The 23,969-nt window shown below is 40.3% G+C and carries 21 protein-coding genes and 2 tRNA genes; 5 read left to right on the forward strand and 18 right to left on the reverse strand.

What is annotated here, in order from left to right:
* Both K345_RS0109515 and spoVG read right to left on the reverse strand, forming a co-directional pair.
* A tRNA-Gln gene (locus tag K345_RS0109515) sits at positions 1–72 on the reverse strand.
* A 29-nt stretch (positions 73–101) separates the two neighbouring features.
* The gene (spoVG, locus tag K345_RS0109520; RefSeq protein ID WP_028973955.1) at positions 102–383 is read right to left on the reverse strand and encodes a septation regulator SpoVG; all 282 of its coding nucleotides are present in this window, start codon (positions 381–383) and stop codon (positions 102–104) included.
* A gap of 219 nt (positions 384–602) precedes the next feature.
* On the opposite strand from spoVG, the gene K345_RS22925 reads away from it, so the two are divergent.
* Both K345_RS22925 and K345_RS20545 read left to right on the forward strand, forming a co-directional pair.
* Positions 603–1,073 carry a chemotaxis protein CheX gene (locus K345_RS22925; protein ID WP_169714795.1) on the forward strand — a complete coding sequence of 157 codons (471 nt, stop codon included), beginning with the start codon at positions 603–605 and terminating at the stop codon, positions 1,071–1,073.
* Positions 1,074–1,150: 77 nt separating this feature from the next.
* Complete coding sequence (locus tag K345_RS20545) at positions 1,151–1,366, forward strand: hypothetical protein (protein WP_053228190.1); 216 nt, start codon at positions 1,151–1,153, stop codon at positions 1,364–1,366.
* A 34-nt stretch (positions 1,367–1,400) separates the two neighbouring features.
* Here the strand turns inward: K345_RS20545 and rsfS are convergent, their stop codons facing one another.
* The 11 genes from rsfS to K345_RS0109590 form a co-directional block, all read right to left on the reverse strand.
* Entirely contained in the window at positions 1,401–1,757 is a 357-nt protein-coding gene (rsfS, locus tag K345_RS0109540) for a ribosome silencing factor (protein ID WP_028973956.1), read from the reverse strand.
* On the reverse strand, positions 1,738–2,907 hold the full coding sequence (locus K345_RS0109545) for an LCP family protein (protein WP_028973957.1): 1,170 nt from the start codon (positions 2,905–2,907) through the stop codon (positions 1,738–1,740). The genes rsfS and K345_RS0109545 overlap by 20 nt, the downstream gene beginning before the upstream one ends.
* Positions 2,900–3,469 (reverse strand): bis(5'-nucleosyl)-tetraphosphatase (symmetrical) YqeK, encoded by a 570-nt coding sequence (gene yqeK / locus K345_RS20550; protein ID WP_053228191.1) that lies wholly within the window; start codon positions 3,467–3,469, stop codon positions 2,900–2,902. The genes K345_RS0109545 and yqeK overlap by 8 nt, the downstream gene beginning before the upstream one ends.
* Entirely contained in the window at positions 3,447–4,040 is a 594-nt protein-coding gene (gene nadD / locus K345_RS0109555) for a nicotinate (nicotinamide) nucleotide adenylyltransferase (RefSeq protein ID WP_028973958.1), read from the reverse strand. The genes yqeK and nadD overlap by 23 nt, the downstream gene beginning before the upstream one ends.
* A complete protein-coding gene (obgE, locus tag K345_RS0109560) occupies positions 4,040–5,023 on the reverse strand; it encodes a GTPase ObgE (RefSeq protein ID WP_028973959.1) in 984 nt (327 codons plus the stop codon). The genes nadD and obgE overlap by 1 nt, the downstream gene beginning before the upstream one ends.
* Positions 5,024–5,032: 9 nt before the next feature.
* Positions 5,033–5,290 (reverse strand): 50S ribosomal protein L27, encoded by a 258-nt coding sequence (gene rpmA / locus K345_RS0109565; protein WP_028973960.1) that lies wholly within the window; start codon positions 5,288–5,290, stop codon positions 5,033–5,035.
* Between the two features lie 14 nt (positions 5,291–5,304).
* Positions 5,305–5,616, reverse strand: a complete 312-nt coding sequence (locus tag K345_RS0109570; RefSeq protein WP_028973961.1) for a ribosomal-processing cysteine protease Prp — start codon at positions 5,614–5,616, stop codon at positions 5,305–5,307.
* A 19-nt stretch (positions 5,617–5,635) separates the two neighbouring features.
* Positions 5,636–5,947 (reverse strand): 50S ribosomal protein L21, encoded by a 312-nt coding sequence (gene rplU, locus K345_RS0109575; RefSeq protein WP_028973962.1) that lies wholly within the window; start codon positions 5,945–5,947, stop codon positions 5,636–5,638.
* A gap of 82 nt (positions 5,948–6,029) precedes the next feature.
* Positions 6,030–7,493, reverse strand: coding sequence for a glutamate synthase subunit beta (locus K345_RS0109580; protein WP_028973963.1), 1,464 nt, complete (start codon positions 7,491–7,493; stop codon positions 6,030–6,032).
* On the reverse strand, positions 7,486–12,024 hold the full coding sequence (gene gltB / locus K345_RS0109585) for a glutamate synthase large subunit (protein ID WP_028973964.1): 4,539 nt from the start codon (positions 12,022–12,024) through the stop codon (positions 7,486–7,488). The genes K345_RS0109580 and gltB overlap by 8 nt, the downstream gene beginning before the upstream one ends.
* Before the next feature lie 344 nt (positions 12,025–12,368).
* Positions 12,369–14,075 carry a DUF5312 family protein gene (locus K345_RS0109590; protein ID WP_028973965.1) on the reverse strand — a complete coding sequence of 569 codons (1,707 nt, stop codon included), beginning with the start codon at positions 14,073–14,075 and terminating at the stop codon, positions 12,369–12,371.
* Between the two features lie 253 nt (positions 14,076–14,328).
* On the opposite strand from K345_RS0109590, the gene ilvB reads away from it, so the two are divergent.
* The 3 genes from ilvB to cimA are packed head-to-tail and all read left to right on the forward strand — an operon-like array spanning position 14,329 to position 18,131.
* The gene (gene ilvB / locus K345_RS0109600) at positions 14,329–16,062 is read left to right on the forward strand and encodes a biosynthetic-type acetolactate synthase large subunit (RefSeq protein ID WP_211227872.1); all 1,734 of its coding nucleotides are present in this window, start codon (positions 14,329–14,331) and stop codon (positions 16,060–16,062) included.
* Positions 16,063–16,563 (forward strand): acetolactate synthase small subunit, encoded by a 501-nt coding sequence (gene ilvN, locus K345_RS0109605; RefSeq protein ID WP_028973968.1) that lies wholly within the window; start codon positions 16,063–16,065, stop codon positions 16,561–16,563.
* A complete protein-coding gene (gene cimA, locus K345_RS0109610) occupies positions 16,560–18,131 on the forward strand; it encodes a citramalate synthase (RefSeq protein ID WP_028973969.1) in 1,572 nt (523 codons plus the stop codon). Before ilvN ends, cimA begins: the two co-directional genes overlap by 4 nt.
* Here the strand turns inward: cimA and K345_RS0109615 are convergent.
* The 5 genes from K345_RS0109615 to K345_RS0109635 all read right to left on the reverse strand — a co-directional run bounded on the left by K345_RS0109615 (position 18,121) and on the right by K345_RS0109635 (position 23,863).
* Positions 18,121–18,633, reverse strand: coding sequence for a YkgJ family cysteine cluster protein (locus K345_RS0109615; RefSeq protein WP_037571711.1), 513 nt, complete (start codon positions 18,631–18,633; stop codon positions 18,121–18,123). The genes cimA and K345_RS0109615 overlap by 11 nt on opposite strands.
* 54 nt (positions 18,634–18,687) lie before the next feature.
* Positions 18,688–21,915: a carbamoyl-phosphate synthase large subunit gene (gene carB, locus K345_RS0109620; protein ID WP_028973971.1), complete on the reverse strand. Its 3,228-nt coding sequence runs from the start codon at positions 21,913–21,915 to the stop codon at positions 18,688–18,690.
* Positions 21,916–21,924: 9 nt separating this feature from the next.
* The gene (carA, locus tag K345_RS0109625) at positions 21,925–23,085 is read right to left on the reverse strand and encodes a glutamine-hydrolyzing carbamoyl-phosphate synthase small subunit (protein WP_028973972.1); all 1,161 of its coding nucleotides are present in this window, start codon (positions 23,083–23,085) and stop codon (positions 21,925–21,927) included.
* Positions 23,086–23,204: 119 nt separating this feature from the next.
* A tRNA-Gln gene (locus K345_RS0109630) sits at positions 23,205–23,276 on the reverse strand.
* Between the two features lie 56 nt (positions 23,277–23,332).
* Positions 23,333–23,863 (reverse strand): adenine phosphoribosyltransferase, encoded by a 531-nt coding sequence (locus K345_RS0109635; RefSeq protein WP_028973973.1) that lies wholly within the window; start codon positions 23,861–23,863, stop codon positions 23,333–23,335.
* Between the last annotated feature and the right edge of the window lie 106 nt (positions 23,864–23,969).

Raw genomic sequence — 23,969 nt, forward strand, 5'->3', positions numbered from 1 at the left:
CTGGGGTAGCAGGATTCGAACCTACGAATGCCGGTACCAAAAACCGGTGCCTTACCACTTGGCCATACCCCATTATATTAAGACTGTAAACAGTCTACTATTCAGTCGACAGCTTCATAAGAATCCTCCCCCTCTCCTTTTTCATAAGCAGAAAGAATTGCTTCCTGAAGCAATGTACGGAAATCTGTATTAATAGGATGGGCAACATCCTTATACTCTCCGCTTTTTGTTCTTCTTGAAGGCATAGCAATGAAAGTACCACTTTCACCTTCAATAATTTTAACGTTGTGAACAACAAACGATTCATCAAAAGTTACTGTTACATAAGCTTTCAACTTACCTTCAGCCGTAACTCTTCGAATTCTGATGTCAGTGATCTGCATGGTAAACTCCCTCCATAGATGCAAAAAGACGTACAGTCTCTATACTACAACACCCAATGGCAGGTTGCAAGTTTTTAACCAGTAGGGAAAGCTTTTTTTTGCTCTCACTCACATCGAGGGCTATTATACTAATATTTGTTTTCATGTCAAATGGTATTCTCATTTTTTTTGCTAAACTTTTATTTGACATTAATATTTTACAAAAACTATACTTCACTTATGAACAAACTAATCAACAAATTGCTTAAACAGTCACTTAATAATTTATTCTCAGAAGCGGGAATTGACCACAAACTGCGGAGTTTTCAACTTTTTACAAAACCTGTATACAACCTTGTTTGTACCATAGGAGTGACTGGAGATCATCACGGCTTTTTATATCTATACCTATCAGTAGAGGATGCGAAAAAATTAGTTATCATGTTTTCTGAAGCTTTTAATGTGCCTGTGGAAAGCGGAGATGGCTTTACTGACTTTCATAAAGGTACTTTGGGCGAAATCATTAATCAGCTTTCGGGACAATGGTGTACCTTATTAAGCAAACACAACATTGATTGCAACATTTCTCCTCCAACCATCATCAAAGGTAGCGATGTAAGTATTAACACAAGTGGGAATAAAGCCTTTAAACCTATTTACATCAAAGGAGATTTTGGTACAGCACGAATTCAGGTTAATCTTAAAAACTAAACCGTATATTTTCTGTTGACAGGACGTTTTCTTCTGAATAGATTGTGATTATCTATATATAGCAAGAGGATAGGAAGTTGGAAAGAGATGATGACTTCTTCGATGACGGCTTTGACGATTACGACAATGAATTGAATGATTTTGATGACGCAATCAGTGAAGCTGATTATGATGATGAGTATCAAGATGATTTTGACGAAGATCTTGATTCTGACTACGATGAAGATGATGACGAAGACTTTTCAGGTGTAGAGTTCGATGATGAGATTGATTATGATGATTTCGACGAGTAGGTAAGTCTTCAATAAAGAAGGCTTTAATCAAAGATTAAAGCCTTTCTGCCTCAAACCATAGGTTTTCTATTTCATAAAATTGACGAGTTTTCTTTTCCATTAAATGAATGATAATGGGATCACAATCTAGTAATACCCAATCTGTAATATCAAGCTTTCTTAGGGCTGTATTTGTCTTAATGTTATTCTTTTTAAAATACTGATTAAGTAAATCAACTAACCCTCTTAACTGTCCCTGACTATTAACAGAAGCAACTATAAAAATATCTGCCCAGCTACATTTACCTGAAACATCAAGTGTCACGATGTCTTCGGCTTTGTTATCATCTAAAAATAAGGCAATCCCCTTACTTATCTCCAGTACTTCAGTTTTATTTAACATATCTTCCATCAAAATCCCTTCCTAATATTATTGTAATATCTGCAGTAGTCCCATCATCGTCTGGTGTGGTTTGAATACGATCACACTGAATAATCTTAGCCACTCTTTCTGCTGCAGCAGAATTTCCTCTATGGTCAAGTATAACAGTATTTTCATAATTATTCTGATCAGCATTTTTCACACCATTTACTTCAATACCAAAACTTTGAAATATTTGAGCTGTTCTACTTGCTAAGCCGTTTCGACTAGTACCATTCAGGATTTCAACACTGACCTTAAAATCTTCATTCATTACAGCTTGAATGTTAGACAAGGTGTCACTTAGCTTTTCAACAGTTTCCTTAATTAACCTGGAATCATAGTGAGGAAATAATAGTTCCTGCCCATCCACTACTTTAGTTACCCCCAGAACCCGCTGTTGAACAACTCTATCAACATCCATTCGAGTAGCAACCTTTAACCACTCCATAAAGGATTTCTTATCAAGTTTAGTGTCCCATAATTTGTAGAAAACGCTGAACACTTCAGGCTGCAACAAAAATTCACTTTTCACGTTCATTTTTTTGTAATAGGACTCTAAAAATTTCTGCCGTCTTCCTACCCTGTCTACTTCAGGCTCCCCTTCTTCATGATATGATAAATAATCAACACTCTTACTACCATCCAACAAAACACTTCCAGAAGGCAACAGTAATATTTTGTCTTCATTAATTTTTTCGACAGGATTGGCAATAAAGAGATCAACACCATCTATCAAATTAACAGCTGTAGATAAATCATCAATATTTATAGAAAAGACAAAATCAATTTTGTCACCAATTAAGTCTTCTACATATTTTTTATATTTATCAGGAGATTTAACATTGAATACAGAATCAATCCGGTCTACTTTATTCGTTTCTTTAATAATGGTACCTGTATTACCTGGTATATCCAAGAATCCCATCTTGTCCGTATTTGTATCCATTAGAACATATTCTGTTTCTATCTGTTTATCACCATCATGAACTACAACGAGAAAAGATAACTTACCTTTCTTATTAATAAGATCGGTTATCTTATCACTTCGTAGTTGCAAATAGAAAAATACTCCTGCTACAAGTATAACAATTAGCATCAATCCAAACAAAACAAGGGTTTTACTTGTATCTCTATTCATTATATTGCTTCAACTCCCTAATCCACTCATCAATTTCTTCGTCTATCTCTTTGATTCTATCAGGAAACAACAAGCGAGATTGCTCTATAACAGTCAAAACCGCCTCATTCAAAGTTTTTTCCAGGACCATATCTCTAAAGCCATCATCAATATATTGTCGTCCAGGCTCAATAAAATCTGCTATAAATAGTATTTTACCAACATCTGACATACCTGATCGTCCTAGGGTATGCCATCTGACAGCATTAAGAATAATAGAGTTTTTAATTTTGAATCTCTTCTCAAGAATGACGGCACCAGCTCTACCATGAAGTAAAACAGGATTATTTCTCTCATAACCATGCAGAGGAAGGCCATCCTTTCGAACTAGTGAAAATAACTCATCATCATCCAGCTCACGTGCAATATCATGGGCTAATCCGGCCATATATGATTTCTTTTTACTGATTCCATAGTGAATAGCCAAGTTCTTCGCACATTTTGCAGTTCTCTTGCTATGCTTCCTTCTTTTTTTACTCAAATTCTCTTTTAAATAAGTCTTAATTTGCTTCTTTGTCTTCATGAATCTGATAGAGTCCTTCATTATGGATAAAGGTTAAAACACTAGTAGGAACTAAAGATGTAATATCTTCTCCCCTTCTATACTTATCACGTATTTCTGAGGATGACACTTTCCATATAGAATTATCCAAATAGGTATGAGGGTAATCAAGAGGCAATTGCTCCGTAGTAGAACGATGTGCAATTACTAGATCCACACGGCTACTCAATTCTTCAGCATCCTTCCACTTAGAAAAACCAGGGACTAGATCATCCCCGATAATCAACCCCGCCTTACCAGTACAACTATATTTCCCATAAACGCAATCCACCGTATCAATTGAATAACTTACACCTGTCCGCAAGATTTCACATCTATCTGCAAAAAAGTTTGTATAAGGCTCAATTGCTACTTCTACCATTTCAAAACGCTTATTGGGAGATATATCTTCTTTAATAGTTTTATGTGCAGGAGTATGGCTGGGTACAAAGATAACTCTCTCGTACCCTAGCTGATTTATAGCATCAATAGCTAAATTTATATGTCCATTATGAATGGGGTTAAAAGTTCCACCTAAAATAACAGTTCTCATTAAGCCTCCGACAAATCATAAAAGGCTTGTTTAACCTGTTCGATACCTTCCTTGGAATAATTCGACATGCCTATAATTTGTTCTTCAGGATATTTGTCCTTTAAATCAACAAGACGATCTTTAAAACCTTCAAGCTCAATCTTATTCGCCAATATAATTCTGGGCTTTTCTATCAGTTCAGGGGCATATTTCTTTAACTCACTTAACAGTGTATCAAAAACAGTCAGATAATTTTCATCACTTATATCCAACATAAAAGCCAAACCCCTTGTCCTTGCTATATGCTTCAGAAATCTGAAACCTAAACCGACTCCGGAAGAAGCTCCTTCAATAATACCGGGAATATCTGCTAAAACAACATCCTTTCCATGAACATAGAGCATACCTAAATTAGGAATCTTCGTTGTAAAAGCATAAGCAGCCACTTGAGGGTGAGCATTTGTTAAGTTTTTCAACAAGCTTGACTTCCCTGCATTCGGGAAACCAACAAATCCAATATCAGCTATTAAGTTCAACTCAATTACGATAGTCTTTTCTATACCATCAACACCTGGTTGTGCAAATCGAGGAACCTGTCTCTTCGAACTTCGGAAATGCCAATTTCCTTGACCGCCGCGACCACCTGATAGCAGAACAAAATGACTACCGACCTCTTTCAGGTCAGCTAATACTTCCTTTGTCTCATAATCGCGTATAATAGTACCAGGGGGCACATCGATGACCATGTCATTCCCATCGCGACCATGCATACGTCTTCCCATTCCGGGCTGACCATTTTCAGCTTGATGTTTTCTCTTAATTTTAAGATGTGACAATGTATTAAGATTTTCTTTAACGTGAAAGACAACATCGCCTCCTTTACCACCGTCTCCGCCATCTGGACCACCTTTCGCAACATATTTCTCTCTACGAAAGGATACAGCACCGGAGCCGCCGTTACCGGAGGCGACTTCAATCACAGTTTCATCTACGAAACCTTGCAGAACAGCCTCCTAATTCTGGGCAGGCTGAACATGTACTTTCTTCTTGCCTCTTTGAGGTTTAAAAACAACAGTGCCCTCAGCAAGAGCAAATAAAGTGTCATCTTTTCCACGACCAACATTTTCACCAGCGTGAATTCTAGTACCCCTTTGACGGATAATGATTTCACCAGCTTTTACAAATTGACCACCGAATCTTTTAACACCAAGTCGTTTACTTTCGGAATCTCGGCCGTTCTTAGTAGAACCACCACCTTTTTTATGAGCCATTTATTTCCTCCAAATTAATAGACCACTAAACTCAAGTGATCAGGAAATTCTACAGAGAGACTATGCAAACCAAATAATAATTGATCCGTTACACCTTTAAGCCAATCTGATAGGTCAGGTTGGAAAGCAGTGATAATAAATTCAAGCTCTCCTTCCCTAACCGCTTCGCCATCCATTTTAATTTTCGGATGGGCTTCTAACAATTGCGCAGTCGTCCGGATAAGAAAAGTAGCTGAAGCACATACTATGTCTTCACCAACCGGTGCTGAGCCAGCGTGTCCGGAAGCTTTTAAAGCTTTTAACCGTTGAGTCTCGCTCAGCCTCACACTTATCCTTAGCAAAACTTTACGCGCCTACGATATCCAGTACTTTAAGTATGGAAAATTGCTGTCTGTGACCTTGTTTCTTCTTGTAGCCTTTTCGTCTTTTGTATTTGTAGACGATGACTTTCTTGTCTTTACCGTGGTCTGCTACTTCCGCTTTAACAGTAACACCAGCAACAAAGGGGTTACCTACTTTAGTATCATCTCCACCGACTAGAAGAACAGAATCAAAAACAAGCTCTTTTCCAGGTTCAGCATCAAATTTGTCAACCTTTATCAGGCCGCCTTTCTCAGCTTTGTACTGTTTACCTTTAATTTCAACTAGAGCGTACATTGCTTCACATCCTCAATATGTCGTATTTTTCAGCACACTTGTATACCATATTAATCATAATAGGGTCAAGCCGTCTAATTCTTTAAGGGAGAAGAGTTTTCCCCATAAGATCATTATCAATAATCTTTGCGGCTCCTCGACCCTCATTGATCGCCCATACTACCAAAGATTGCCCTCTGCGCATATCCCCACAGGCGTATATTTTGTCTTTTGAAGTATGAAAATCACCATATTCTGCCTTAACATTGCTTCTCTGATCTTGGTCAATACCCAAATCTTTAACAATGCTTTCCTCAGGGCCGACAAAACCGAGAGCAAGAAAAACGTAATCCGCTTCCCAATACTCTTCAGAATTTTCTACTTCTGTCATATTCCAACGACCATCAGAAGCCTTTTCCCAGGCGACACGGACAGTCTTCAATCCGACTAATTCCCCTTTGTCATTCCCAACAAATTCTTTAGTCAGAATACAATACTCTCTAGGATCCCTTCCATAGGCCTCTGTTGATTCTGCATGACCATAATCGACTTTAAATAGACGGGGATATGTGGGCCAGGGAAACTCCTCTGTTCGTTCATTAGCAGGTTTAGGCATCAATTCAAAGTTAATGACCTGTTCCGCCCCTTGTCTTACAGAGGTTCCGATACAGTCATTTCCTGTATCACCACCACCAATAACGATAACCTTCTTCCCTTTTACATTAATACATTGATTATCTGTAAGTTTTGAGTCTAACAAACTCTTTGTGACACCAGACAGAAAATCCATTGCATAATGAACACCACTAAAATCTCTTCCCGGAACAGCTAGATCTCTTGGCTTTGTGGCACCACAAGCTAATAGTACAGCATCATTTTCCTTAGCTAATTCATTAGCATCCTTATCTTTACCGACACATACATTAGTCTGGAAAACAACACCTTCCTGAGCCATCACATCTATACGTCGCTGTACCACATCCTTGTCCAGCTTCATATTAGGAATTCCGTACATGAGAAGTCCACCAATCCTATCAGAACGTTCATATACGGTAACTTCATGACCGGCTTGGTTTAACTGATCAGCTGCTGCCAAACCAGAAGGACCAGATCCTACAACAGCCACTTTCTTACCTGTTCTTACTTGAGGTAAGCGAGGACTAACCCAGCCTTCCCTCCAAGCGTGATCTATAATGGTTACTTCATTATCTTTTATAGTTACAGCAGGTTTATTGATACCTAATACGCAGGCACTTTCACAAGGAGCTGGACACACACGGCCTGTAAACTCAGGAAAGTTATTCGTCTTTTTTAACCGTATATACGCTTCCTTCCATTGGCCTTTAAAGATCATGTCGTTCCATTCAGGAATTAAATTATGAACGGGACAACCATAGGAAGAATGACAAAAAGGAACTCCACAGTCCATACATCTGGCCCCCTGCTTCTGCCGTTCGGCTTCAGACAAGGACAAATGAAATTCTTTAAAATCTTTAATTCTTTCAACAGGATTACGATCAATAACCCCCTGTCTTTCAAACTCTAAGAAACCAGTTGGCTTACCCATTAACAACCTCCTTTTGTCTAGAGGCCATCAAGACCTTCTTGTATTCCATTGGCATAACCTTAACAAAATCCTTTTTTCTAAATTCCCAGTTAGCCAAAATATCATCAGCCAGAGAAGAATTCGTATATTTGAAATGATCACTAATCAATTGTTTTAATAAAATAAAATCTTCAGAATCAGGTTCTTCAAGACCGATCATTTCTTTATTGCAATGGTGATCTAACTGATTATCCGTATCCAGGACAAAAGCAACACCACCAGACATACCAGCACCAAAATTCCTTCCTGTCTTACCAAGGATAACAGCGACCCCTCCGGTCATATACTCACAACCATGATCGCCAACACCTTCAACGACAACCTTGGCACCAGAATTCCTTACACAGAAACGTTCTGCAGCTTGCCCTCTAATAAAAGCCTCACCTTCAACGGCACCATAAAAAGCAACATTTCCAATAATGACATTATCCTCGGCAGCGAAAGTTGATTCTTTTGGAGGATAAATAGCTAAACGACCGCCGGATAAACCTTTACCCACATAGTCATTAGCATCACCTTCCAATCTGAATGTAACCCCATGAGACAACCAAGCTCCAAAGGATTGACCAGCTGATCCGTTAAAGTTCCCTTTTATGGTACTATCCTTCAAACCAGACATACCGTATTTTTGAGCAATTACGGATGATAGCATCGTACCAACAGAACGGTTAATATTAACAATTTGCTCTTCCCACTCTACAGACTCACCTTGATCAATGGCTTTTTGGCTCTTTTTAATGAGTGTTCTATCCAGAACATCTTCAAGGCCATGATCCTGACTAATACAGCAAAAATGACCAACATTTGGAGCGTTTTTAATAGGTTCTGACAGTAAAGGCGATAAATCAACCCCACCTGACTTCCAATTTCTTACAGCCTCATCGGCCTCTAACAAATCAACTCTCCCAATAAGCTCACGCATAGATTTAACACCAAGCTCAGCCATGAGGGAACGTACATCTTCTGCTATAAAAGTAAACAAATTGGTAACATGTTCAGGCTTTCCCTTAAAGAGAGCTCTTAGATCCTTATTTTGTGTAGCTACTCCAACAGGACAAGTATTAAGCTGACACTTTCTCATCATAATACAACCAAGAGATATTAAAGCTATTGTAGCAAAACCAACCTCTTCCGCTCCCAGAATGGAAGCAATAACGACATCCCTTCCGGTTTTACATTGTCCATCAGTTTGTAACACGACACGACTTCTTAAGTCATTCATAACTAAGGTTTGATGAGTCTCGGCTATTCCTAACTCCCATGGTAATCCAGCATTCTTTATACCGGTTAATGCAGCAGCGCCTGTACCTCCATCATGACCAGATACCAGAATATGATCTGCATGACCCTTAGCTACCCCGGCAGCAATGGTACCAACACCTACTTCAGAAACGAGCTTAACAGAGATTCTAGCCTTTGGATTCGCATTCTTTAGGTCAAATATTAATTGAGCCAAATCTTCGATAGAATAAATATCATGGTGCGGTGGAGGAGAGATCAAGCCCACACCGGGAGTGGAATGACGAGTCTGAGCAATAACATCATTTACCTTATGACCGGGAAGCTCTCCTCCCTCACCGGGCTTAGCCCCTTGGGCCATCTTAATTTGAATTTCGTCAGCATTATTAAGATACTCAATCGTTACTCCAAATCGTCCAGAGGCGACTTGTTTTATAGCGGATCGTTTTGAATCACCATTATCCAGTGGTTTGAAGCGCTTAGGATCTTCTCCCCCCTCTCCTGTGTTGGATTTTCCCCCTAAACGATTCATAGCGACAGCCAAAGCCTCATGAGCTTCTTTACTAATAGAGCCAAAACTCATAGCTCCTGTAGCAAAACGTTTTACTATTTCAGTAGCAGGTTCCACCTCATCGAGAGGAATAGATTGAGAAGGATCCTTTTTGAATTTCAACAATCCTCTTAAAGTGGCCTGCTGATGAGATCTTTGATTCTGACGATCCCTAAAACGCTCCCAAGCTTTACTATCATTCTGTCTGACAGCCTGTTGTAAGCTGGCAATGGATTCAGCATCCCACATATGTTTTTCTTCATCATGGCGCCATTGAAAGTCACCAGGATTCAAATCTTCATAACCAATAACAGGATTTCGATCAGGATAAGCTAGAGCATGACGCCGTTCTGCTTCCTGGGCAATGATATCAAATCCAGCTCCTTTGATACGGCTGGGCGTTCCGACAAAAGAACGTGCTATAACATCAGAATTAAGGCCCACAGCTTCAAAAATCTGGGCACCTTTATAAGAATCGAGAGTGCTAATCCCCATTTTACCAAAGACTTTACGCATACCCTTAGCGATAGCTTTGCTATAGCGATAGACAAGATCCTCTTCTGTTAAGGTCTCATCAAAGAGATGATCTCTATTCATCTGAAACATAGCTTCATAGGCCAGATAAGGATTAACAGCATCAGCACCATAGCCGGATAACATACAAAAGTGATGCACTTCTCTCGCTTCTCCACTTTCAATAACCAAGCCGATCTGATTTCTATTAGACTTTTTAACCAAATAATGGTGCACTGTACCCACAGCCAACAAAGAACTAAGGGGAATACTATCTTTGCCAGAATTGCGATCCGATAGTATAACAAGACTGTACCCATCCCCAATGGCGGCATCCGATTCTTTACAAATCCGATCTAAAGCTTCTAAAAGTCCCTTCTCACCACTTTGGGCTGAATAAGTAATATCAACTATTTTCGTCTTCCATCCTCTGTAATCCATTTGCTTAAGGGAAGCTAATTGTTGATTAGTTAATAAAGGATGAGGAATTCTTAGACGATGAGCATGAGCTTCTGTTGATTCTAGTAAATTAAGTTCAGGACCAATGAAACACTCTAAACTCATAATAATTTCTTCACGAATGGAATCAATAGGTGGATTGGTTACTTGGGCAAAAAGCTGTTTAAAATAATCATACAGCATTCTTGGCTTATCTGATAAGACAGCCAAGGGAGCATCGTTACCCATGGACCCAAGAGGTTCTTTGTTATTAACAATGGTGGGGTGCAGTATGGTTTTAATAGTTTCTGTCGTGTAACCAAAGGTTTTCAGCTGAGCTTTCAAATTGGAATTCTCGAACTCTGGAATAGCCGTTTTATCACAAGGTAAATCACTTAATTCGATTTTTTGTGCATCTAACCAGGCCTGATAAGGTCTTGCTTTAGACACCTTATCTTTGATTTCTTCGTCTGCGATAATACGCCCTTCTTCAAAGTCAACTAAGAACATTCGCCCGGGCTGTAAGCGTCCTTTCTGTTTCACCCTGTCTGGTGCTACATCTAAAACCCCCACTTCAGAAGCCATAATAACAATGTCATCATGGGTAATATAGAAGCGGCTTGGTCTTAAACCATTCCGATCTAAAGTTGCTCCTATAAAATGTCCGTCCGTAAAGGCTATAGAAGCGGGACCATCCCAAGGTTCCATCAAAGCCGAATGATACTGATAAAAAGCCTTTTTCTCCTCACTCATTTCCTGGTGATTCTGCCATGCTTCAGGAATCATCATCATGACGGCTTCAGGAAGGGTTCGACCAGATAGCAATAACAGCTCAAGTACATTGTCAAAATATCCAGAGTCAGACAAATCAGGTTCATGAACCGGTTTGATATCTTCTATATACGATCCCAGTAAATCAGAAGCTAACATCCCCTCACGGGACTTCATTTTATTGGCATTACCCTTAAGAGTATTGATTTCACCATTATGGGCCATGTAACGTAGAGGCTGAGCCCGATCCCAGCTAGGGAAGGTATTTGTACTGAAGCGAGAATGAACAAGGGCCAAATGAGAAGTGAATAAAGGATCTTCCAGATCGGGATAATAGGAAAAAACCTGCTCAGGAGTAAACATCCCTTTATAAACTAAAACTTTTGTAGACAGAGAACAGATATAAAAGAAATGATGAGGATCATTTTCTAATCCCCTAATAGACCTGGCGGCTACTTTTCGTAAGACGAATAACTGTCTCTCAAGAGCATCCTCTTTCAAACCGTCTTTTGAACTGACAAAGACTTGATAAATAGCAGGTTCAGACTCTAAAGCACTAGGACCGATCATACTATTGTCTGTAGGAACTAAACGCCATCCTAATACGTCCAAATCATATTTTTTAGCTATCTCTTCAAATTTTGATTTTACTTTCTCTAAATTGTCCTTTTCGGTAGGCAAAAAGACAATACCAGCGGCATAAGCCCCCCTTTCAGGGAGAGTAACATCAATATCAGCTTTGGCTTTCGCCTCCAAAAAATCGTATGGTAAAGCTGTTAAAATACCAGCTCCATCTCCTGTGTTTTTCTCACTACCAACAGCTCCTCTATGAGTCATATTAATAGCAATAGTGTTGGCATCTGCAACAATTTGATGACTTCTCTGTCCCTTAATATGAGCAACAAACCCAACACCACAACTATCCTTTTCAAACTCAGGTAGATATAGTCCCTGTTGCTCAGGACGTCTCTTTAACGCCATAACACACCCCCAAATAAATATACATACATCCCCACCAACCATTAGACAGGGCTTACTTTAATGCAATTTTCGTACCAATTATCATCATATTCACCTAACAATCTATATGATAATAAGTTATAGAATATTCATAAAAGAAAACTCGATTCAAATTACAACATAAATGTTCCTACATTATTAATTATCAACACATAATTGTAGGATGTTAAGTATATATAAATACTCTTAATCAAAAACATTTATGCCAAATGCCAGTAGAGTGTTAGAATAATAGCATATTAATGCACACAGATCCAATATGATGTATTTTCATTCGTATTATGTATAAAAATGCGTATTTATTTTTAGGATTGCGCCGATTCTGTATCATATAGTGCGGCTAAATGCTTCAAGCCCACTTCAAGCTTACGCAAATAACCATCAATCACCTGACGAAAATTCCCTTTACCACCAAAATTGATATGACTAATATTGGATAAGGTGTCATACTTCCCACCAAGCTCACCATAGACAATGCCTTTGAGGACTTTAACCATCACATTTTGAGCATCCAGAGCTTTTTTGATGATATTTTCTGCCTGAAGATCAACCTCCATAACAAGAGAACTAACCTCTTTTTTCATATCCTCTGCTTTCAAGTTTTGGTTAACTAAACCCATTAACTGCTGATGAAAGGGATATTCTGGCTCAAGGGATGTGGAAAAATCAGTAATAAGGCTTCCTAATAGCAAAAGATTATTATAACTATCTGTAAACTCGGCCCTATTATCTTTTTTATAGAAATCACCATCGACTAATATCTTCTTCAATAAGGGATTGAGCTCTTCCACCATGATAGTACTGTACCACTCCTTAAGATAGGCCATGGTCATACAGTAACGACCGCTTATCCCCTGATTAGCAAAATCTTTGTTATAATTTTCCAGAACGGAGATCTTGTCCTTGCCCAAAAAATTAGCAGCTTCTTTTATGATTTTTTGACGATTCTCTGCTTTGATAAAGGCCTGGATCTGAAGACGGCTCCTTGATTCCCAGAACTTACGATAAGTCTGAAACCAATCTTCTCCTCCAGACACCTCTTCAGGATTATAATTAACATTATTTGAGAGGAACTGTATTATATCTCTTAGAGGGACTTGTTTATTAAAAGTTCGCAAGACACCTAAAGCCTTTTCTGCGTAATTGATCTTTAGCTTTAGATATTCCCCTATTTTGGAATCATCCGCTTGTAGATTCTCACGACTATTGAATAAGAATAATACCTCCAAAAGCTCTAGCGTCGGAGGTATAGTCAAGCTCTGTATAATATCAGCTATTTGCTCCAGCCCCTCTCTTAATTCACTCACCGGACAGGGACTAACATAATCAGGATGCCCCAGTAAAAAGGGAGCTGTCAAAAGCTTCCAATTAAAAGAGCTGAGTTTATGTAATAGGTATAGTACACGGGCATGAACATATAGGTCCGTCTTTTGGTTATTGGTAATACTCATCATAGCTGATTCCAGTGCATTCTCACAAAGGGCCTTTATATCCCTTGAATCTTTATCAGGGTGGTTTTTCCGAACCGTCCAAGGGTTGGTATCATTTAAGAGCTTGACAGAAATATCCGGAATAAAATGATTCCCAAGGAAGGCATAAAACTCGCCTTTATTAACCTCAAAAGCATATCTAAGTGGATCTTTAAAGACCCCTAAACTCTCCTCGAGTTGAGTGATCTGTGTAAACATTGGGGTATCAAATTGATTTGTTCTGAAATCTATTAATGAAGAATTGACTTTGGTGATCTTATCAATTTGTTTTGCTACAAGATGATCCTCCATCAAATCAACAATGGCTTTGCCAGTGAACAAAGATTTAATAAACAAAAAAAACCTATGTATTACATTCAAGCTCTGAAAGCTCTTTTCTAAATCAACGGCAGTGAAACCATCCGTATCCAGAGACAAAGGTTCGTCACTTAAATCTACTTCGGTTGATAAAGCATCAAGAAGATTCTGTCGTTCTTCAGGAGTGATAGTCTGTACTAATTCTTCAAAGATTGTATTATCCATTAACCCTCATTCTAGGAACTCATTCATCATATCGTCAAGAAGAGTTGACAAATTCAGTATATTCGTTTAAATAAACTGTAATGACTAAAGCAAAACTTAACGTTCTTCCTATTATTATTCTGAATATCCTCATTTCTGTCATTATTATAGAACAGGGGTTCAGAAAGTAGGAAGCATCGATTACCATAAAATCAGCCGTTCTTCCTACAAGGAAGACGGCTTTTTTTTTACCAATATACATAAGGAGTAGATCATGGAGAGAACCGGAAGTCAACTAATTGTTGAGGCCCTTAAAAAGGAAGGGGTCGATCTCATATTTGGATATCCCGGAGGTGCGGTGATTCCCATCTTTGATGTCCTCTATGATCATCCTGAAGTCGAGTTGGTTTTAAATCGGCATGAACAGGGATCTGTTCATGCTGCCGATGGTTATGCCAGAGCAACCGGCAAGGTTGGAGTTTGTCTTGCCACCTCTGGTCCGGGAGCAACAAATACCATTACAGGTTTGGCAACAGCTAATTTTGACTCCATTCCCATTGTCTGCATAACAGGGCAAGTTCCCCGTAATATGATAGGAAATGATGCCTTTCAGGAAGCGGACACTCAAGGCTTAACAAGGCCTGTATCCAAACATAATTATCTTGTTACCCGCCGTGCCGACCTTGGAAGAGTATTAAAAGAGGCCTTTTACATTGCCCAGACAGGACGTCCTGGTCCTGTCATTGTAGATATTCCCAAAGACGTCCTAAACACCATTCTAGATGATGAATATCCTGAGGAAGTTAGCCTCAGAGGTTATAATCCTGTTTACAAAGGACATTCCCGGCAGATACATAAAGCAGCAGAGGCATTGAATAATGCCCAAAAACCCCTCTTCTACATTGGAGGAGGCATGCACTTATCAGGTGCACAGGATATATTCCGACAAATCGTTGACAAAACTGGTATTCCTGTTACCAGTTCCCTTATGGGATTAGGCATCCTGGAACAAGAGGATCCTAACTTTTTGGGAATGATCGGTATGCATGGAACAGTGGCAGCTAATCAAGCCATAACCGATTGTGACCTACTCTTTAGTATAGGAGTACGCTTCGATGATAGAGCGACAGGGGATCTTAACCGTTTTGCTACACATGCTGATATTATTCATATAGACATTGATCCCACAACCATTAGCAGGAATGTAGCTGTAAAAATTCCTATCGTGGGAGATGCAAGAACTGTACTGGAAGAGGTAGCCCCCCTTCTGGAAGAATCTAAGGCTCATGACTGGATTGATGAAATCAAAACAAGGAAAAAGCTTAACCCTCTTGATGAATCCGTTCCCGGTCCCGGTTTATCACCTGGCCATATTATACGTCAGATTGGTCACGTATTCCCTCAAGGGATCATCTGTACAGAAGTAGGACAGAATCAAATGTGGACAGCCCTCTTCTATCCTTTTAACAGAACGAGATCCTGGCTAACTTCTGGAGGCCTTGGCACTATGGGATATGGCTTTCCTGCGGCCTTAGGAGCTCAAGCCGGTTTACCCGATAAAAGGGTTATTGATATTGCAGGAGACGGTTCGATCCAGATGAACATCCAAGAGTTAGCAACCTGTGTCGATCAAAAACTACCCGTTATTATTGCTATCCTGAATAATGGCTATCTTGGTATGGTTAGACAATGGCAAGAATTATTTCATAAAAAAAGGTATTCACATACCTGTTTAACAGCGGCGGGACAAGATAATGGCCCATGGAATACAGATGCTCAAACACCGCCCCCTTATCATCCTGACTTTGTTATGTTAGCCAAAGCCTATGGGGCAGAGGGAATACGGGTAACAAAGGAAGAAGAGATAATCCCCGCCTTGGAAAAGGCCAAATCCATTACAGATCGACCTATTGTTATCGACTTCTTGATTGATAAAGAAGCAAATGTCTGGCCCATGGTACCTCCTGGAGCCGGTCTAGACCAATACATTACAGGACAGGAGGCCTAAATGCGTCACATTATCAGCCTATTGGTAGAAAATAAACCGGGTGTTGTATCCAGAGTATCAGGACTGTTTTCAGGAAGAGGTTATTCCCTGGAAAGCATCACTTACGGAGAGACCATGGATCCTTCCCTCTGCCGAGTGACTTTGACAAGCACAGGGGATGAGACAGCCATAGAGCAGATCCTCAAGCAGCTTCACAGATTAATAGATACGATAAAAGTACAGAATCTGACAGACCATAAAGCGATTACCAGAGAATTAGCTATTGTAAAGGTGCGGGCAGATAAAGGATACAGAGCAGAGATTATAAAGATGGCTGAAACCTATAAGGCAACAGTGCTTGATGTGTCTACTGATTCCTTTGTTATGGAAATCACAGGTTCAACCAGAAAGATTGAAGATTTTATTGAAGTTATGTCTGAATATACCATTCTGGACATTGCCCGAAGTGGATTAGTAGCCCTTGAAAAAGGCAGTAAAACAACAAAAGGAAAAAAATCATGACCCAAATTGACCTTTACGACACAACCCTCCGTGATGGAATGCAGGGGACAGGAATATCCTATACACTCAAAGACAAGATAGAAATCGCCCTCCAGTTAGATAATATAGGAATTGATTATATAGAAGGAGGTTTTCCTTTAGCTAACGAAAAGGAACAAGCCTTCTTCGATGCTATGAAGAAACAAAATCTTCGTAATGCCAAAATGGTAGCCTTCGGATCAACGAGAAGACCAGGTCAGAAAGCATCAGAAGACATTCACATAAAAGCCCTTTTGGAAGCAGAAACACCCACAGTCATCGTGGTCGGCAAAACTTGGCTGGCCCATGTTGATAAGGTCATTCAAACAAGTCCGGAAGAAAACCTCGAAATGGTCTTTGATTCGATCAACACTCTCCAAAAAGAGGGACGGGAAGTCTTTTTAGATTTGGAACATTTCTTTGATGGATATATGGATAACAAAGAATATGCACTTAAGGTCCTCCAGACAGCCACCCAAGCTGGTGCCGCTAACTTAGTGCTATGTGATACTAACGGCGGGACGTTACCCTTTCAAGTAGAATCCATTATGGAGGAACTATCTACTTATGAACTAGCCCCTCTGGGAGGGCATTTTCATAATGATACAGGATGTGCTGTTGCCAATAGTTTATCCGCTATTCGTAAAGGAGCGGTTCAACTTCAGGGAACTATCAATGGATGGGGGGAACGTTGCGGAAATGCCAATCTGTGTTCTATCATTCCTAATATTACGTTAAAGCTCCCTGAATACTACACGTCTATGGATCAGAAGTTAAGCCAATTAACGAATCTGAGCCGTTTTGTTTCGGAAAAGGCCAATATATTCCCTGATAAAAGACAACCCTATGTGGGAGTAGCCGCCTTTAGTCACAAAGCCGGCCAACACGTGGACGTTATCAACAAAGCAGCTCGACTCATGGAACACATTGATAGTTCTAAAGTGGGAAATGAAAGAAAAATATTACTTAGTGAATTGGCAGGTAAATCCACCATTGTGGATAAGCTCAGTCATTATGGTGACTATACGAAAGACAGTCCTGAAGTCAACAAACTCATCTCCCTTCTCAAAAAGAAAGAAAAAGAAGGCTATGAGTATGAAGCAGCAGAAGCAAGCTTTGAAATGCTCATTCTCAAGACTCTAGGCCAATACAACTCCCTCTTTGATCTCAATAACTATCATTTGGAAAGCTTTAAAACCGGTGAAGGAAGTTCCAAGACAGTGGGGAGAATATTTCTTCACTCCCACGGAAAACAACACATGGGTGCTGCCACAGGTATAGGACCTGTTGGAACATTGGATAAATGTTTGAGGGATGCCCTTGGGGAGTTCTATCCTTTCATAAAGGACATCTCCCTTATTGATTATAAGGTAAGAGTTTTAAATCCGGAAAAAGATGCAGCCCAGGGCAAGGTACGGGTCTTTGTAACGTCCAGTGATAAACATTCCAGTTGGGACACAGTAGGAGTACATCAAAACATCGTTGAAGCCAGTTGGGAAGCCCTCGTTGATAGTTTTGAGTACTACTACAACAAGAGGGCTAAGGTTTAAATTCCTCAATAATCTTGTTCACAATTAAGTAAGCAGCTGGACAATATTGCGTATCAATGGCCAACCTCTTTAAACGTTTATGGATATCCCTATCCTTGGTATGAGGATAATCCTTACAGGCTCTAGGTCTTACATCATATATATGACAGAAGTTGTTCTCACCTAGATAAGGACAAGGAGGACAATCTTTAAAGACCCAATCCCCGTCTTCATCACTTACCATGGTATGAGCAATATAGGTATTCTTCTTCATATTTTGATCTTTGGCGATTCGAACAATATCAGGTTCAATAATCCTCGGTCCTACTTCTCGGCAGCAATTACCGCATTTAAGACAATCGACCTCTGCAAAGACTTCATCATGAAATTCATGAATCCTCTTTTGTAAAGTCATAGTTCGGCGTCTATCCAATTTAGTGAGCTTATCTTTGATCATCTTCTTATCCCGTTCTGCCAGGCGAAGCAATCGTCTATATTCATCTATCATAGTATTTATCCTCATAAAAAAAAGACCTCCCTACTTAGAAGGAGGTCTTGTATACTAACCTAGTATAGTCTAGAAATCAATCTCTCCGTACTTAGCAGGTAAGGGTCTAACGATGGTTTCCTTCTTTTTCAGGTATTTAATTCCTTCTACCGCTGCTTTTGCCGCAGAGGTTGTTGTTGTATAAGGGACTTTACGTCTAACGGTTTCAATTCTTAAGTAGCCATCATCCTGCTGACTAAAGCGACCCATAGGGGTATTTATCACTAAATCAATACGGCCGGTTTTCAAATGATCCACAACATTAGGATGGCCCTCATAATTCTTTAAAACGACTTCTGTGAAAATCCCCTGTTCAAATAAGTACTGAGCCGTTCCTCTTGTAGCTCTAATCTTAAATCCTAAATCGACCAGGTCTTTTACAAAAGGAAGAATGGTGGCTCTATCAGAGGGATGAACTGAGACAAAGACACGCCCTTCAGTAGGTAATATAGTTCCTGCTGCGGCTTGAGCCTTGGCGAAAGCTTCACCAAAAGTATCCCCTGTACCGATAACTTCACCGGTGGACTTCATTTCAGGTCCTAAGAGAGGATCGACACCACTAAAACGGTCAAAACTAAAGACCGCTTCTTTGACAGCCCAACCTGTTAAGCAGTGCCCTTCTCCGATCTGGTTATCCTTAACTAAACCTTGTGCCCTAAGGTCTTCACCAAGCCACAACCTAACAGCTACTTCAATAAGATTAACTCCCGAAGCTTTAGATAAGAAAGGGACGGTCCGAGAAGCTCTCGGATTAACTTCCAGAATATAAAGAACATCATCCTTAACAGCGAACTGGATATTAAGAAAACCTTTAACACCGATCTCACGAGCAATTTTGGCAGTAGCCTGACGCATTTCCTCTAAGACTTCAGGTTTTGATTTATAGGGAGGGAAGACACAGGCAGAATCTCCAGAGTGAACACCTGCGGCTTCAATGTGCTGCATGATTCCACCAATATAGACATTGGTTCCGTCAGAAAGGGCGTCCAGATCATATTCAAAAGCATCTTCCAGGAATTGATCTACCAATACCGGTCGTTTAACAGACATTTCAATGCCCTTAGAAAGAAAGACTTCCAGCTCCTCTTCGTTAAAAGCTATGAACATGCTCTTACCACCTAAGACAAAGCTAGGTCGTAAGAGAACAGGAAAACCGATTTCCTTTGAATATTTAACCACTTCTTCGGGAGAAGCGGCCATACGATTCTCAGGTTGTCTAAGATCGAGCTTCTTAAGAAGATCAGAAAATAGTCCTCTGTCTTCTGCATCATTAATGGCGCTTACCGGTGTACCAATAATATCAGCACCCCAGGCTTCCAGATCCTCAGCCATATTTAACGGAGTTTGTCCGCCTAACTGTACGAGAACCTTTTTGACTTTTTCTTTACGCATGATCTCTTTAACATGCTCCGGAGTGAGTGGTTCAATATACAATCTATCTGATACGTTAAAGTCCGTAGATACTGTTTCAGGATTTGAATTGATAATGATGGTTTTGTAACCCATTTTTCTATAAGCCAGAGAACTTAAGGTACAACAGGTATCAAATTCCAAACCTTGACCGATCCTATTGGGACCAGAGGCCAGAATAATGATTGTCTTTTCCTCAGAAGAGCCTCCCTCATCAACTTCACCATAGGTGGAGTAAAAGAAGGGGGTTTCCGCTTCAAACTCTCCAGCACAGGTATCAACAAAGTGAAAGACCGAGTGTATATCTAATTTATCACGAAGATCACTGACCTCCTCAGGAGTAAGCTTCAATAAATCAGCTATCCGCTTATCACTAAGCCCCATAGTCTTAGCTTTCAGAATGGTATCTTTATCCTTTTTCCCAGCTCGTAATATTTTCTCAAATTCGATCTGTTCAGACATTATATAAAGGAACCAGGGATCATAACCTGATATCTGTGACAATTGAGGAATGGTATCAACACCTTCTTTTTCCAAGGTGGCATAGAGAGCAAAGATCCTTAAAGGATGAGCCATTTCAAGAATGGCTGGAATCTCTTCAGGAGTTTTCTTTTTGATAGGCTCTAAACCTTCATATCCAAACTCAGCAGCACGGATGGCTTTGTTTAGAGCTTCGATGGCAGTTCGCCCCAGAGCTAAAGACTCACCTACAGATTTCATCTGTGTTCCAAGCTTTGAATACCCCATTGGGAATTTTTCCATTTCGAATCGAGGAACCTTAACGGCACAATAGTCTAGTGCCGGTTCAAAACAACTGACAGTCTTGCCAGTGATCTCATTAATGACCTCATCCAGAGTATAACCAACAGCTAAACGGGCGCTGGCTTTAGCAATGGGAAATCCCGTCGCTTTTGAGGCTAAAGCCGAAGAACGGGAGACGCGGGGATTCATTTCAATAACGACCATTCTATCTGTGCCAGGTTTTACAGCGAACTGTACATTGGACCCACCACAATCAACACCAACAGCTCTTAGTACATCAATACTGGCTGTTCGCATCTTCTGGTATTCCCTATCACTCAAGGTTTGAATAGGAGCGATAGTGATACTGTCACCGGTATGGACACCCATAGGGTCTATGTTTTCGATGGAACAAACTATAATGGCGTTATCTGCTTTATCCCGCATTACTTCCATTTCAAACTCTTTCCAACCAATGAGAGACTCTTCTACTAAAGCTTCATGAACAGGAGATTCAGCTAAGGCACGTTCAACAATATCCCGAAGCTCTTCTTCTGTATACGCGATAGCCCCCCCCATACCACCAAGGGTAAAGGAAGGTCGTATAACTAAGGGAAGGCCAACTTCCTTCATGAGTTCTTCTGCTCCGGCCCAATCCTTGGTTAAGACCGACTTAGGGGACTCAAGGCCGATAGATTCGGCGATCTTCTTGAATTCCCCCCGGTCTTCAGCAACTCTGATGGATTCAATATTGGCCCCAATAACTTCTACATTATATTCCTCTAAGACACCGGCTTTGGCCAAGTCCAGAGTCAGGTTAAGAGCTGTCTGCCCCCCCATTGTAGAAAGAACGGCATCAGGCCGTTCTTTTTTTATGATCTCCGTCACATGCTGAACGGTTAATGGTTCTGTATAAATGGTATGGGCTATACCGGGTGTTGTCATCATGGTAGCCGGATTAGGGTTAACCAGGACAACTTCGTAGCCCTCTTCCTTCAAGGCTTTTACCGCTTGAGATCCTGAATAATCAAACTCACAAGCCTGGCCTATAACAATCGGTCCTGAACCGATGATTAATATCTTATTTATATCTTTTCTTGCTGGCATTTCCTATTTCTACCCCTTGATTGTGTCTAAGAAAGCTTGAAAAATCCACGTGGAATCATGTGGACCCGGTGCGGATTCTGGATGGAACTGAGCTGATAAAACAGGTAAATCCTTATGGTATAAACCTTCTACTGTTTTATCATTGGCATTACGGAACCATACGGCTACATTATCAGGGATCGTATCCTCTTTGACAGCAAAACCGTGGTTTTGAGAAGTAACAAAAACCTTCCCTGTTCGTTCATCTCTTACAGGCTGGTTCGTCCCATGGTGGCCAAACTTCATTTTGAAGGTTGTAGCCCCTAAAGCTTCTGCGATCATTTGATGCCCAAGGCATATCCCCCAGACAGGCATCTTGCCAATAAGGTCCTTTATCATCTTGATGGTATCTGTTAGTACTGCCGGGTCTCCAGGACCATTAGAAAAGATAACCCCATCAGGCTTGGCATCAAGAACGGCTTTGGCCCCTAATTGATGAGGGATGATGGTTACCTTACAATCGCGCTTTACAAACTCTCTAACAATATTGGCTTTAAGTCCACAATCGACGAGGGCCACATGGTGAGTTCCCCCAGGATTTTCTACTGATACATCCTGAGATCCTACTTCTTCTATCATATTGAGCCCCTCCATTTGGGGGAACTCATCAAAATGCTTCATTATCAGGGTTAATTCATCAGAAGTAAGTTCAGTGGCAGAAGGATCTACAGGTGCCACAATAACACCATTCTGGTTCCCTTGATCTCTTAATTTAAGAGTCAATGACCTTGTATCAATTCCACTAATACCAGGGGTTTGAGACTGTTTCAGAAACTCATCTAATGTGATACGTCCAGAAGGAATAGGTCCTCTGTACAAGCTTCGTACAATAAAACCACCAGGCTTCACCCGGGGACGCCGGTCAATCTCTTCGGGACCAGTCTCGGACCAGTCGTTAAGACAACCGTAGTTTCCTATATGAGGATAGGTCATTAGAACCATTTGTCCTGAATAGGAGGGGTCTGTCAGAATCTCATGATAACCGGTCATACCTGTATTAAATACAACTTCACCGGTACCTCTTTGAACGATGGAAGTAAAGGATAATTCCTTAGCTTTAGGTGCAGGATAACCAAAGGCTTCTCCCCTAAAGACCGTTCCATCTTTTAAAACTAAAAAGTTTGTCTGCATGGCCACCTTCTTCTCTTAAATTGCATGAACTTGAAAATAAGATGCATAAAAATACACTTGATCCAGGTTCTGGTTAAAAAAAAACCGGCCAATAGCCAGTTTTCTCTTAAAAAGATCTACTTCCCGGGGAGGACTCGAACCCCCAAAGACAGAACCAGAATCTGTTGTGTTGCCAATTACACCACCAGGAAATGCTTTCTTATCGAAGCTTGAACAAAAATACCGAAAAGCTATTCTTTTGTCAACACTATTCTGAGTGGTAGTCTATTAAGGTTGTAACAGGATAATGGCCTATCACTTTGTCGTAATTAAGAAAGGGTAATCCCACAGGAGCAAAGATATTTTCCACCACACCTTCAGCGTCTTCAATAAGCTCACAAGCCGCTCTCAAAGTACCTCCCGTAGCAATCAAATCATCGATTACAAGGACTTTTCCTCCTGTAGGAACATCATCAGGATGTACTTCAATAGTGTCTTCCCCATACTCAAGGGCGAAGGATCTTGAGATCACCTTTCCCGGTAATTTACCTTTCTTTCTAATCAATACTAAAGGAAGGCCCATCTTTACGGCAAAAGGACTAGCAAAAAGAAAACCTCTGGATTCTATAGCCGCTACGGCACTTAAATTCTTATCCTTATAGAGGTCGACCATCTTATCAATAACGTAGTTGTAAGCTTCCGGTGTTTGAAGGATTCCGCTTATATCATAAAAGAGTACTCCCTTTTTGGGAAAATCAGGAACTTTACGTATAGCCCCATCCAAATCGTATTCTTGCATACTATCTCCAACAGTTAATTATAACAACTTTTCCATTTTAAAGAGGAACTCTTATTAGGACAAGGGGTAAAGTTTTTCCTTGCATTCTTTAAAGCTGTCCTTCTAT

The organism is Spirochaeta cellobiosiphila DSM 17781, assembly GCF_000426705.1.
Classification (GTDB): domain Bacteria; phylum Spirochaetota; class Spirochaetia; order DSM-17781; family DSM-17781; genus Spirochaeta_E; species Spirochaeta_E cellobiosiphila.